The sequence below is a fragment of the Microvirga puerhi genome (genome assembly GCF_020089865.1).
In the GTDB taxonomy this organism is placed as follows: domain Bacteria; phylum Pseudomonadota; class Alphaproteobacteria; order Rhizobiales; family Beijerinckiaceae; genus Microvirga; species Microvirga puerhi.
In genome coordinates this window covers 284,628-296,854 of the sequence record NZ_JAIRBM010000004.1, presented here as the reverse complement: position 1 = coordinate 296,854, position 12,227 = coordinate 284,628, and the positions used below count along the sequence as shown (strand labels likewise).

Below are 12,227 nucleotides of genomic sequence, written 5' to 3'. Positions count from 1 at the left end.
ACACAAGTGTCAGGATACCAAGAGACCGTGGCGGTTCCGGCTTTCTGTCTGATCACCGTCCAGTAATCGTGGCCGAGATCCACTTTCGGAAGGCCGTCATGGACGGCGTTTCCGCTCGCGATTTGAGATGCGTCAGCCAATAGCTTCCCGCTGGAACAGAAATGTCGAAGGGCTGGACAACACGTCCTTCTTCGATTTCCCGAGCGAACATCGCAACAGGCACAAGAGCGACCCCGGCTCCCTGGGCCGCTGCTTCCATAAGAGTCAGCGAGGAGTCGAACATCCATCCACGAAGACTTGGCGGCTCTACACCCGTGGATTTGAACCATAGAGACCATTCATCCCGTCGATAGGACCGCAGCAGCTCTTCGTTCGCCAAGTCTGCCGGAGTGCGAAGGCGCTTGCCGATTGATGGCGCACAAACAGGGGAAAGTGGTGCCTCCATCAGATGAATCGCATCCGTCCCATGCCATGCGCCGTCACCGAAACGGATGAAGAAATCCAGCCCATCGAGAAGGATGTCAGCGCCGTTATTATTCGTCTTGAGACGAAGATCCACGTGGGGATGCTGCTCCTTGAAAGTCTGCAATCGCGGAAGGAGCCAGCCGATTGCAAAGGTTCCAACCACGCCGATCGTGAGGATCTCCCGGAAGTTGCCTTCCGCGAATTGGCTGAGCGTGGCGCTCATGCGACGAAACCCGTCCGTAAGCACCGGCAGCAAGGCGTGCCCTTCGTCGGTCAGTGCCACCCCCCGAGGAAGGCGCTTGAACAATGTTACTCCCAACGTTTCTTCAAGCGTCTTCACCTGATGGCTGATTGCTGTCTGGGTGACCCGCAGTTCGAGACCAGCGCGCGTAAAGCTTCCGAGCCGTGCGGAGGCTTCGAATGCTCGCAAGGCGTTGAGCGGCAGTTGTGAAACTTCCATCCGACGGCTGTCTCCATGAGGCCAAGATTTTCTCATGTCTAAGCGAAAAATTCATCGTTTGGCGAGGGGTGAGTTTCCACGTATCCCCTTCGAGAAGGTGAGCGATGGGACGCCGCTTGGAAGGTCGACAATCCCAATCTCTCGGAACGCCAAGCAAAAATGGGGACAGAAATGAGTTTATTGATGTCGCGCCGACAAGGGCATGTTTGGTCCTCGTTTGCGATCTGCGGGCTCGCGACAACTTCCTTTTTCTTCAGCGTATCCGCTCACGCGACTGAGGGAGGCGGCCTGGGCCAGCTCGACCGCGTCGTCAATGAGACGATCGGGGCTGTCATGAAAGAGCATGATATTCCGGGAATGGCCGTCGCGGTCACGGTCGGAGGAAAGCGGTATGTCTTCAACTACGGCGTCGCCTCAAAGGAGAGCGGGCAAGGGGTGAACGACGGGACGCTTTTCGAGATCGGCTCAGTCAGCAAAACGTTCACTGCAACGCTCGCATCCTATGCGCAGGTGCGTGGAATGCTTTCCCTCATCGACAGTGCCAGCAAATACCTACCGGCGCTCGCTGGCAGCAGCTTCGACCGAATTAGCCTTCTCGATCTTGGTACCTATACGGCTGGCGGCCTGCCGTTGCAGTTTCCGGATCAGGTCGACAATCACGAAAAGATGGTCGCCTATTACAGAGGCTGGCGTCCGGTCTATGCCGCCGGCACCACACGGCTCTATTCCAATCCGAGCATCGGTCTGTTCGGCTATCTCGCCGCCCGGAGCATGGGCAAGCCCTTCGACGATCTGATGGAGCAAATGCTCTTCCCGGCGCTCGGATTGACGCACACCTACATGAGAGTTCCAAAAAGCCAACTGGCTAACTACGCCTATGGCTATTCGAGAAATAACAAGCCTATTCGGGTGACACCTGGGGTATTAGATTCAGAAGCCTATGGCGTGAAGACGACGGCAACCGACATGCTGCGGTTCATCGAGGTCAACATGAACAGCTCGGGCCTCGATGACGCCTTCCAACGCGCGATCGCAACGACGCATGCCGGATACTACAAGGTCGGCCCTATGACACAGGGGCTCGGTTGGGAGATCTATCCCTATCCGACGAATCTCGACCGGCTGCTTGAGGGAAGCTCCTCGATGGCTCTCAAAGCCAATAGCGTCAACAAATTCGCATCGCCGCTGCCCCCGCAGAAGGACGTACTGATCAACAAGACCGGCTCTACGAACGGTTTCGGTGCATATGCCGCCTTCATTCCCGCGAAGAGCATCGGCATCGTGATGCTGGCGAACAGGAACTATCCCATCCCGGCGCGCATAAAGGCCGCATATCGGATATTGACGGCGCTCGACCATTAATTAGGCCTCGCGGCCGCAACTTAGGAAAGAGCGGTCGGCCGCGTGCCAGTTTGTGCCTTCTCGTCGATTGGCCGCATCTCTTTGGCCAGCGATGGTCCACGCGTCACAAGCCGGAAGAACAGTGGAACGAACAGAATCGCCAGGAAGGTGGCTGCGAGCATGCCGCCGATCACGCCGGTACCGATCGAGTGCCGGCTGGCCGAACTGGCGCCGGTTGCGATGGCGAGCGGCACGACGCCGAGGACGAAGGCGAGAGAGGTCATGACGATGGGACGGAACCGCAGACGCGCCGCATCGAGCGCTGCTTCAATCGCTGGCATGCCGGCCCGGTAGCGCTCGGCCGCAAATTCGACGATCAGGATCGCATTCTTGGCGGCCAAGCCGATGAGCGTGACGAGACCGACCTGGAAGTAGATGTCGTTTTCGATCCCACGCAGCCAGATTGCCAGAACGGCTCCGAACACCGCGAACGGCACCGCAGTGATGACTGCCAGAGGCAGAGACCAACGTTCGTACTGCGCGGCGAGAATGAGGAAGACCATTACCAAGCCGAACAGAAAGCCCTGCGCCCCGGTGCCGGCGGATTGCAGTTCCTGATAGGCCGATCCCGTCCAACCGATGGCATAGTCAGAGGACAGAGTCTGCGCGACGACCTGTTCCATCACCGCGATCGCCTGCCCCGATGAGAAACCAGGAGCCGGATTCCCTTGAATTTTTGCCGCTGGGAAAACATTGAACCGATCAACCACGTCGGCCCCCACGGTCCGTTGTGCAGAGACCAGGACATTCAACGGCACCATATTGCCACTGGTAGAGCGGACGAAGACGTGTCGCATATCCGCTGGCGATTGACGAAACTCCGCCTCTGACGAAAGGCTGACCCGATAAGTGCGTCCGAACAGACTGAAGTCATTGACATAGAGGCTGCCGAACGTGCTCTGCATGGTGTCGAAGATCGCGGCGATCGGCACATTGAGAGCCTTCGCCTTTTCGCGATCGACGTCGAGGCTGTATTGAGGCACGTTGGTGTTGAACGTTGTGGAAATGCCTGTGATCTCGGGGCGTTGGCTCGCGACTTGAATCACCTGTTGTGCTGCCTGGGCGAGGCTCTCCAGGCTGCCTCCCGATCGGTCTTGGAGATAGAACTCAAACCCGCCGGTGGTGCTCAGTCCGGGTATTGGAGGCGGATTGAACCCGATGACGATGCCGTCGCGGAAGTCGGCATTGAGCGATCGGAAGGCGGGAGCGAGGTTGCGTGCGTCGAGCCGCGGATCCGTGCGTTCGCTCCAATCCTTGAGGGACACGAAGGACACACCGGCATTGGTTTTCTGAGCTCCAGAGAGCAGGTCGAATCCGGCAACCGTCACGACGTCCGCGACGGCCGGATTGCGCATGGCTCCCGCCGTCACCTTGTCGGTGATCTCGCGGGTGCGGTCGAGCGATGCGGCGGGCGGCAGCGTAGTCACGAGAAAGATGCTGCCCTGGTCCTCGGCAGGCACGAGGCCGCCGGGCACACGCTGGAACAGCCACCATGTGGCGCCGAGCATCACCGCGATGAGGATGAGCGCGACGGCGGCATGGCGCAAAAAGAAGTCGGTCCCGCCGATAAATCGCTCTGTGACCCAGTCGAATCCGCGATTGAAGACGCGGAATGGCAGCCAAGGCTCGCTGTGTCCCTCCTTGAGCAGGAGTGCGCACAGGGCCGGCGTCAGCGTCAGCGCTACGATGCCCGAGACAACGACCGAGACCGCGATGGTCACTGCGAACTGACGATAGAGCTCGCCCGCCAAACCGCCAAGAAAGGATACGGGGATGAACACGGCGCAGAGCACGAGAACCACGGCAATCACTGGCCCGCTGACTTCCTGCATGGCCTGGACCGATGCCTCGTAGGGTGTCTTGCCCTCCGTCGACATGATGCGCTCCACGTTCTCCAGAACGATGATGGCGTCATCGACGACAATGCCGATTGCCAGGATCAGGCCGAACAATGTGAGAAGATTGATCGAAAAGCCGAGCAGATACATGCCTGCGAAGGTGCCGATGATCGATACCGGCACGGCCAAGACCGGAATGATTGTCGCCCTGACGCTCTGCAGAAAGAGAAACACCACGAGCACGACGAGGACGATGGCTTCGATGAACGTCTTGACGACCTCGTGAATCGAAACCTCGATGAAGCGGGTGGTATTGTACGGCACGTCGTAGCGCAGCCCGTCCGGGAAACGCTGGGCGAGCCGCTTCATCGTGGTGGCGATATCGGCCGAGACCTGTAACGCATTCGCGCCGGGCTGCAAATAGATGCCGATAGGTACGGCCGGTGCGCCGTTGAGAGTCGCGACGGTTGAGTAGTTCTGGGAGCCGAGTTCTACCCGGGCGACGTCCCGCAGACGCAGGGCGCCGCCGTTTTCGTCGGAGCGCAGGATGATCCGCTCGAACTCCCTGGGGTCGGCGAAGCGTCCCTGGGTCGTGGCGGTGTAGGTGAAGGCCTGCCGACCCGGCATAGGTTCCTCGCCGAAGCGTCCAGCGGCGAACTGAGCATTCTGTTCGCGAATGGCGGTGGCAATGTCGCTCGGCGTGAGGTTAACCTGAGCGACCTTATCGGGCTTCAGCCAGATGCGCATGGAATAATCGGAGGGGCTGAACAGCGATGCGTCGCCGACGCCCGGCGTGCGCCGCAACTCGTCGATGATGTTCACCAGGGCGTAGTTGGAAATGTAGATCGGATCAAAGCGCCGGTCGGGCGACGAGAGAGTCACGATCTGTAGGATCGAGGAGGATCGCTTGGCGACCGTAATACCTTGCCGCCGTACTTCTTCGGGCAGAACCGGGGTGGCGCGCTGAACCCGGTTATTGACGTTGATCGTCGCCTGATCGGCATCGGCGCCGGTCTTGAAGAAGACCGATAAGCTCAAAGTGCCTGATCCCGTCGAGGTGGACTGCATGTAGATCATGTCCTCGACGCCGTTGATCTGCTGCTCGAGCGGCGCCGCAACCGTCTCGGCGATGGTCTGGGCGCTTGCGCCCGGATAGGTAGCGGAGACCACGACCTGCGGTGGGACGATTTCGGGATATTGCGCCACGGGCAGGATCCGCATGGCGAGCAGCCCCGCGAGCACGATGACGATGGAGAGTACGGAGGCGAAGATCGGACGATCGATGAAGAATTTCGAGATCATGGCCGGGCTCCCGGCGCCGGCTGCCCCGAATTGTCCTGGGTCTGCGCTTCCTGTGGATTCGTCTTCATCGGTACGGGTTTGACGACAGCGCCGGGGCGAACCCGGATCACGCCGTCGACGATGACCCGGTCGCCGCTCCTCAGACCTTCGCGCACTACCCAGCCGCCGGCAACCGCCGGCCCAAGCCGTATCGGTCTGACCTGTGCAACATCCTTTTCGCCGATGACATAGACAGTTGGTCCCTGCGGTCCCTGGCTGACGGCCTCCTGGGGGATCACAATCGCATCGGGAAGAGTGATCCCGAGTACGCGAATGCGCACGAACAGGCCCGGGAGCAGAACGCCATCCGGATTAGGAAAGACGCCGCGGGCTTGGATCGTACCCGTCTGCGGGTCGACGCGCTGAGCGGCCATGTCGACCCGGCCGTCCTGCGGATAGGTCGTCCCCGGAGCGTATTGGAGCTTGAGCACGAGATCTCTCTCGGAAATGGGCTTCTCGCGTCGCGCGTTCAGTTCGCGGAAGGCCTGCGCCTCCTCGTCCGAGAACGAGAAGTTCACATAGGCCGGATCGAGGGGCGTAATCGTCGTCAGGAGGGTCTGCTGCGCCTGGACGAGCGTGCCGACAGGCGGCGACTGAAGCGCCGTGACACCGGCAATCGGCGCCATGATCGTCGTATAGCTGAGATTGAGTTTTGCGCCCTGAAGCTCAGCCTCCGCCAGTTGGACGCTGGCCCTGGCCTGGTCGCGCTGACCGCGGGCTTCCTCGAGCTGGCGTTCCGCCGCCACCTGGCGGCGCGAGAGTTCCTCTATGCGTGCGAAGTTGTCGTCGGCTTGGCGGAGGGCGGCCTGGGCTTGGGCGAGCTGTGCCTCCGAGCGGCTCTGTGCGACCTGGTAGGTTGCAGGATCGATCTGGAAAAGGACCTGATCCTGTTTGACCAGGGTTCCCTCCTCATAGTCGCGCTTGAGCAGAAGGCCACTCACTCGCGACCGGACCTCAACTTCGCGAACGCTTGCAATGCGGCCGGCGAACTCCACCGGGAACGGCACCTCGGCCGGCTGGGCAACCACGACACCAACCTCGGGCGGTGGTGCACCGGATGCCGTTTGGGCCGGGCTTGGCCGTTCGCCTCTGCGAATTACGAGGAAATACGCGCCCGCCGCCAAGGCCAAGCCGATGAGGGCGAGAACGATGATGCGCCTGACCACGACGTCCTCCCGGACGGGACGGCCCTTCGCATTGAATATCAGGTCCCCGTCAGAAGCATGAACAACGTGGCTGCGAAGCAGGTTCCGCCGTTAGGAGAAGGCAATCGATGCGCCGCTCTCGCGAGACGCTATGCTGCCGGAGCATAACTGCCTTCTGCGGTTACCGCTCCTCATGAGGCGCCACTCTCCTTATATGTTGCATTGCAGCAAGAGGGGGTCGCCGGTCGGGACGACACGAGGCTGCTGGGGCTTTCTATGTTCGTTTCATATATTCTGTCGAAAATTCGTGCGTATCAACTCTACCGGAAGACCGTGCGGGAGCTGGCTCAGCTCTCCGATCGGGAGCTTGCCGATCTGGGCATCGCTCGCTTCGATATTCCTCGCGTGGCGCGCGAGGCGGTTTCCGCTTAGGCGATCAGGGCCAGACCTGAAGGGGGCGCCCGCATCATGGCGGGCGTTCGTTTTTTAAATGACATCGGGCGGTCGGAGATACAACACTGCTCCGCCTTCCCGCAAATGCAACGGTATCCATGACAGCCATCATCAAACGAGAATGGTACACGATTGCCATCTTCGGCATGGTCGTGATTGCATCGATCCTCCCGATCAGCGGCACGCCTGCAGAGCTGTTTTCGACCACGACCAAACTGGCGGTCGCGCTTCTCTTCTTTCTTCACGGAGCACGGCTGTCCCGCGACGTTGTGATCGCTGGCATGATCCATTGGCGGCTACATCTTTTCGTGCTGGCCACCACCTTCGTGATCTTTCCACTACTGGGCTTGGTAATCCTTGCGCTGCCGAACCTGATGGCGCCTGCTCTTGCCACCGGTGTTCTTTTTCTCTGTGTCCTTCCATCCACGGTCCAGTCGTCAATCGCCTTCACGTCAATCGCAGAAGGCAATGTCCCCGCAGCGATCTGTTCCGCTTCGGCCTCGAACATCCTGGGCATGTTCCTGACGCCGCTGCTGGTCGGACTTCTTTTTCACACCCAGGGCGGCGGAGGTTTCTCCATCGACGCGCTGGAAGGCATTCTGCTTCAGCTTCTGGCCCCATTCGTCCTCGGGCAGTTGGTTCAACCGTTTCTCGGCCGCTGGCTTGGACGCCATAAGACACTGACTCAGATCGTCGATCGGGGCTCCATTCTCATGGTTGTCTATGGCGCCTTCAGCGAGGCGGTGATTGGTGGAATCTGGCACAAGCTTTCATCGACGGATCTCATCGCCGTGGTGGTCGTCGACATCGCGCTGCTGGTCGCAGTTCTGTGTTTCACGTTCTTCGTCAGCGGCTGGTTCGGCTTCAAGCGCGAGGACCGGATCACGATCACCTTCTGTGGCTCCAAGAAGAGCCTGGCTTCCGGCGCTCCCATGGCCAATGTGATCTTCGCCGGTCAAGATGTCGGCGCCATCGTGCTGCCGCTCATGATCTTTCACCAGATCCAGCTCATGGCGTGCGCTGTGCTCGCCCGCCGGTTCGCCAGGAGCGGGAAGCGCCTCGCGGCGGAAGAGCGAGAGGTAAAGGTCGCATAAGGCCCCTCCGGTTCAGAAGGACCTCTTTCCGGATCGAGGAGAGAATCAGTCTTCCTTCGTTTCGCCGATCGGCGGCTCGTCGGTCATGCCGGCCAGAACCTCCGCAACGTGGCGCACGGCAACCGGCCTGCCGTCGCGGGACAGCTTGCCCGCCATGTTCATTAAGCATCCGAGATCCCCGGCGAGCAGGGTCGGAGCATGGGTCGCGTCGATGTTTTTGACCTTCGCGTCCACAATGGCGCCAGAGATGTCGCTGTATTTGACCGCAAAGGTGCCGCCGAAGCCGCAACAAACGTCACTGTCCGTCATTTCGACCAGGGTCAGGCCGTCCACCGTTGCAAGGAGTTTGCGTGGCTGGGCCTTCACTTTGAGCTCGCGCAGGCCCGAGCAGGAATCGTGATAGGTAACGGCGCCGTCGTAGCGCGCGTCCACCGAGGCCACCCCCATCACGTCGACGAGGAAGCTCGTGAGTTCATAGGTGCGAGCGGCGAGTTCATTGGCTTTCGGAAGCCAGTTCGGGTCGTCGGCGAAGATTTCAGGATAATGCACCTTGATCGTGCCGGCGCAGGAGCCGGAGGGCGCCACGACGTAGTCGTACCCACGAAAGGCCGTGATCACCTGCTCGGCGAGGTCGCGAGCGGTGCCGCGATCGCCGGAGTTGAAGGCGGGCTGGCCGCAGCACGTCTGAACCGGAACATCGACAACACAGCCTGCGTCCTCGAGGAGCTTGACAGCCGCGAATCCCACGGACGGCCGCATTAGATCGACCAGGCACGTCACGAACAGACTGACACGAGGCTTTCTTGGGCCCTTGCCGGAAACGGCAGTCCCGCTCATTGCGTAACCTTCTTGCCGCTCGCGTCGAACTGCTTGAGATAGGCTAGGAGATCATCGATTCGCTTGTCGTCCTTGACGCCGGCGAAGATCATCTTGGTGCCGGGAATCTTGGCCTTGGGATCCTTGATGTATTCCCTAAAGGTAGTTTCGTCCCAGGTGATGCCGGAATTCTTGTTGGCGGCAGAGTAGTTATAACCTTCGTAGGTTCCGGAGTGCCGGCCGATGATGCCGTTCAACACCGGGCCAACGGCATTCTTGGCGCCTTCCCCGATCTGATGGCAGGCCTTGCACTGGGCAAAAATCTTCTCGCCGGCTGCCGGGTCTCCGGTTTTTGCCGCGGCTTCCTGGGCGAGGGTAGGGGCGGCTCCGAGGACGGATCCGAGGAGGAAGGCAGCGGTCAGGGACAGCAGGCGCATCAAAAACTCCTTTGCGTACATGGCGGAGCCATTTTAGAGAGGTTCCACATTATTGGAAAAATTGCCGAAGGGCAGCTACCATTCCAGGCAGAACCGCATGCGCCCGGCGCAGCCCATGCCATGGAGCCCACGCCGCCTCTTGAACGCCAGGGAGAGCCGCCATGTCGATCGCATTCCCCACGCCTGACGAGGCCGTCCTGTCGCGGCGGAGCGAGATCCTCGCCGGTCTCGGCCGCCTCGTCGCCCCCGAGGCCCTGATCGTCTCGGAGGATGAGCGCCGCGCCTTCGAGACCGACGGTCTCACGGCCTATCGCCAGCTGCCGCTCGCCGTCGTCCTGCCATCTTCCACGGAGGAGGTTGCAGCTGTCCTGCGCTTTTGCCGCGACCATCGGGTGAAGGTCGTGCCACGGGGGGCTGGCACATCGCTTTCCGGCGGTGCGATTCCACAGGCCGATGCAATCGTCCTCGGCGTCGCCAAGATGAACCGCGTACTCGACGTCGATTTCAAGAATCGCACCGCCCGTGTGCAGTCCGGCATCACCAACCTCGGAATCAGCCAGGCAGTGGCTCATGAAGGCTTCTTCTATGCGCCCGATCCGTCGAGCCAGCTCGCCTGCACCATTGCGGGCAACATCGCCATGAACTCCGGCGGCGCTCATTGTCTGAAGTACGGTGTAACCACCAATAATCTTCTGGGCGTCACCATGGTGCTTCTCGACGGCACTGTCGTGGAGATTGGCGGCGACTATCTGGACAGCGGCGGTTACGATCTTCTCGGCCTTATCACCGGTTCGGAAGGGCAGCTCGGCGTCGTGACCGAGGCAACCGTGCGTATCCTTCGTGCCGCAGAGGGGGCCCGCCCCGCATTGCTCGGCTTCGAGCGCGTCGAGGATGCGGGAGCCTGCGTTGCGGCGATCATTGCGGCGGGCATCATTCCGGTCGCGCTCGAGTACATGGACCGCCCTGCAATTCAGATCTGCGAAGCTTTCGCTCATGCCGGCTATCCGCTCGACGTCGAGGCGATGCTGATCGTCGAGGTGGAAGGCTCCGACGCCGAGATCGACGATATGCTCCGGCGCATCGTGGCGATTGCCGAGCCCTTCCGCCCGAAGACCGCGAAGGTGTCGCAATCGGAGGCCGAGAGCGCAGCGATCTGGAAGGGGCGGAAATCCGCCTTCGGCGCGACCGGACGCGTGGCGGACTATATCTGCATGGACGGCACCATTCCGACAGGGCAGCTGCCTCACGTACTCAAGCGCATCGATGAGATCGCGAAATCCTATGGGCTCGGCGTCGCCAACGTATTCCATGCCGGCGACGGCAATCTCCATCCTCTCGTCATGTTCGACACGAACAAGCCGGGCGAGATGGAGAAGGCGGAGGCCGCCGGCGAGGATATCCTCAAACTCTGCGTCGAAGTCGGAGGCTGCCTGACCGGTGAACATGGGGTCGGTATCGAGAAGCGGGATCTGATGACCTATCAATTCAACCGCGTCGATCTCGAGCAGCAGATGCGGGTCCGCGGCGTGTTCGATCCTGGTTGGCTGCTCAATCCTGCCAAGGTCTTTCCTCTCGAAGAAAGGTTCGCTGCGTGAACACGTTCATTCCGCGCGACGAGCAGGATGTCGCGACGATCGTTTCAGACGCGGCTGCGAAGGGCACTCTGCTGAACCTTGCAGGCAGCGGCAGCAAGGCCGCGATGGGGCGCCCGAATCAGACGGATGCGTCTGTGACCTCGGCCGCCTTGAGCGGCATCACTCTCTACGAGCCCGCTGAAATGGTGATCGCTGCACGCAGCGGCACGCCCCTGTCGGAGGTCGTGACGACATTGGCCGAGAAAGGCCAGCAGTTGTCTTTCGAGCCGATGGACTATCGTCCGCTGCTCGGGACGACGGGAGAGCCGACCATTGGGGCCGTGGCGGCCATGAACATTTCCGGTCCACGCCGGATCATGGTGGGCGCCGCGCGCGACAGCTTGATCGGCGTGCGTTTCGTCAATGGGCGCGGCGAGATGGTGAAATCCGGCGGGCGGGTCATGAAGAACGTGACCGGGCTCGATCTCGTCAAGCTCATGGCCGGATCCTGGGGCACCCTTGGCTTCCTGACCGAAGTGACGTTCAAGGTTCTGCCGAGGCCCGAGCGTACGTCCACCCTGCTGATCCGGGGCCTCGATGACGGCGTGGCCATCGAGGCCTTGGCGGCGGCGCTGGGCTCACCTTTCGACGTGACCGGGGCAGCGCATCTCCCGGCACCGGATCGCCTCGGGGCCCGGACGCTGATCCGCCTCGAAGGTTTCTCCGTTTCGGTGGATTACCGTCTCAACGAGTTGCGCCGCCTCCTCAAGCGGTTCGGGCCAGCCGACATTCTTGAGGGACGTGGGGCCGACGCGGTTTGGCAATCCGTCCGCGACGCCACCGTTCTGCCGGAGCGCGGAGAGCGCGCGATCTGGCGGGTCTCGACTGCGCCGACGAACGGGCCGATCCTCACGGCACGGATCGCTGCGGCAATCGACGCGCAGTGGTTCTATGATTGGGGTGGTGGCCTCGTCTGGATTGCGTCGCCGCTCGACGGCGATCTCGGCGCATCCGTGATCCGCGAGGCGACGAGAGCGCTCGGCGGCCATGCGACCCTTGTGAGCGCGCCAGATTCTGAGCGCTCCCGTGTCGACGTGTTCGAGCCGCAGACGGAGGCGGTGATGGCGCTCACGCGCAGCATCAAGGCGTCGTTCGATCCGGTCGGCATCCTCAATCCAGGCCGCATGTATGCGGGAATCTGAC

At 61.3% G+C, this 12,227-nt stretch carries 10 protein-coding genes; 5 read left to right on the top strand and 5 right to left on the bottom strand.

Annotated elements, in window-relative coordinates:
* Nucleotides 1-52: 52 nt before the first annotated feature.
* Nucleotides 53-925: a LysR family transcriptional regulator gene (locus K9B37_RS07630; protein WP_224312468.1), complete on the bottom strand. Its 873-nt coding sequence runs from the start codon at nucleotides 923-925 to the stop codon at nucleotides 53-55.
* A 183-nt stretch (nucleotides 926-1,108) separates the two neighbouring features.
* On the opposite strand from K9B37_RS07630, the gene ampC reads away from it, so the two are divergent.
* Nucleotides 1,109-2,287 (top strand): class C beta-lactamase, encoded by a 1,179-nt coding sequence (gene ampC, locus K9B37_RS07625; RefSeq protein WP_224312467.1) that lies wholly within the window; start codon nucleotides 1,109-1,111, stop codon nucleotides 2,285-2,287.
* 20 nt (nucleotides 2,288-2,307) lie between these two features.
* Here the strand turns inward: ampC and K9B37_RS07620 are convergent, their stop codons facing one another.
* Both K9B37_RS07620 and K9B37_RS07615 read right to left on the bottom strand, forming a co-directional pair.
* Nucleotides 2,308-5,463 carry an efflux RND transporter permease subunit gene (locus tag K9B37_RS07620; RefSeq protein ID WP_224312530.1) on the bottom strand — a complete coding sequence of 1,052 codons (3,156 nt, stop codon included), beginning with the start codon at nucleotides 5,461-5,463 and terminating at the stop codon, nucleotides 2,308-2,310.
* Nucleotides 5,463-6,671: an efflux RND transporter periplasmic adaptor subunit gene (locus tag K9B37_RS07615; protein WP_224312466.1), complete on the bottom strand. Its 1,209-nt coding sequence runs from the start codon at nucleotides 6,669-6,671 to the stop codon at nucleotides 5,463-5,465. Before K9B37_RS07615 ends, K9B37_RS07620 begins: the two co-directional genes overlap by 1 nt.
* 255 nt (nucleotides 6,672-6,926) lie before the next feature.
* On the opposite strand from K9B37_RS07615, the gene K9B37_RS07610 reads away from it, so the two are divergent.
* Nucleotides 6,927-7,082: a DUF1127 domain-containing protein gene (locus tag K9B37_RS07610; RefSeq protein WP_224312465.1), complete on the top strand. Its 156-nt coding sequence runs from the start codon at nucleotides 6,927-6,929 to the stop codon at nucleotides 7,080-7,082.
* A gap of 119 nt (nucleotides 7,083-7,201) precedes the next feature.
* Nucleotides 7,202-8,197 (top strand): bile acid:sodium symporter family protein, encoded by a 996-nt coding sequence (locus K9B37_RS07605; RefSeq protein WP_224312464.1) that lies wholly within the window; start codon nucleotides 7,202-7,204, stop codon nucleotides 8,195-8,197.
* A gap of 45 nt (nucleotides 8,198-8,242) precedes the next feature.
* Here the strand turns inward: K9B37_RS07605 and K9B37_RS07600 are convergent, their stop codons facing one another.
* Nucleotides 8,243-9,034, bottom strand: coding sequence for a (Fe-S)-binding protein (locus tag K9B37_RS07600; RefSeq protein ID WP_224312463.1), 792 nt, complete (start codon nucleotides 9,032-9,034; stop codon nucleotides 8,243-8,245).
* Nucleotides 9,031-9,450 carry a c-type cytochrome gene (locus K9B37_RS07595; protein WP_224312462.1) on the bottom strand — a complete coding sequence of 140 codons (420 nt, stop codon included), beginning with the start codon at nucleotides 9,448-9,450 and terminating at the stop codon, nucleotides 9,031-9,033. The genes K9B37_RS07600 and K9B37_RS07595 overlap by 4 nt, the downstream gene beginning before the upstream one ends.
* A gap of 161 nt (nucleotides 9,451-9,611) precedes the next feature.
* Here K9B37_RS07595 and K9B37_RS07590 point away from each other — a divergent pair, with 161 nt between their 5' ends.
* Nucleotides 9,612-11,045, top strand: a complete 1,434-nt coding sequence (locus K9B37_RS07590) for an FAD-linked oxidase C-terminal domain-containing protein (protein WP_224312461.1) — start codon at nucleotides 9,612-9,614, stop codon at nucleotides 11,043-11,045.
* On the top strand, nucleotides 11,042-12,226 hold the full coding sequence (gene glcE / locus K9B37_RS07585; RefSeq protein WP_224312460.1) for a glycolate oxidase subunit GlcE: 1,185 nt from the start codon (nucleotides 11,042-11,044) through the stop codon (nucleotides 12,224-12,226). The genes K9B37_RS07590 and glcE overlap by 4 nt, the downstream gene beginning before the upstream one ends.
* Nucleotide 12,227 lies beyond the last annotated feature (1 nt).

What these genes read in the sequence shown, in the direction of transcription:
- K9B37_RS07590 (WP_224312461.1), top strand. Translation starts at nt 9,612, where the DNA reads ATGTCGATCGCATTCCCCACGCCTGACGAGGCCGTCCTGTCGCGGCGG.
- K9B37_RS07595 (WP_224312462.1), bottom strand. Translation starts at nt 9,450, where the DNA reads ATGCGCCTGCTGTCCCTGACCGCTGCCTTCCTCCTCGGATCCGTCCTC.
- ampC (WP_224312467.1), top strand. Translation starts at nt 1,109, where the DNA reads ATGTCGCGCCGACAAGGGCATGTTTGGTCCTCGTTTGCGATCTGCGGG.
- K9B37_RS07630 (WP_224312468.1), bottom strand. Translation starts at nt 925, where the DNA reads ATGGAAGTTTCACAACTGCCGCTCAACGCCTTGCGAGCATTCGAAGCC.
- K9B37_RS07600 (WP_224312463.1), bottom strand. Translation starts at nt 9,034, where the DNA reads ATGAGCGGGACTGCCGTTTCCGGCAAGGGCCCAAGAAAGCCTCGTGTC.
- K9B37_RS07610 (WP_224312465.1), top strand. Translation starts at nt 6,927, where the DNA reads ATGTTCGTTTCATATATTCTGTCGAAAATTCGTGCGTATCAACTCTAC.
- K9B37_RS07605 (WP_224312464.1), top strand. Translation starts at nt 7,202, where the DNA reads ATGACAGCCATCATCAAACGAGAATGGTACACGATTGCCATCTTCGGC.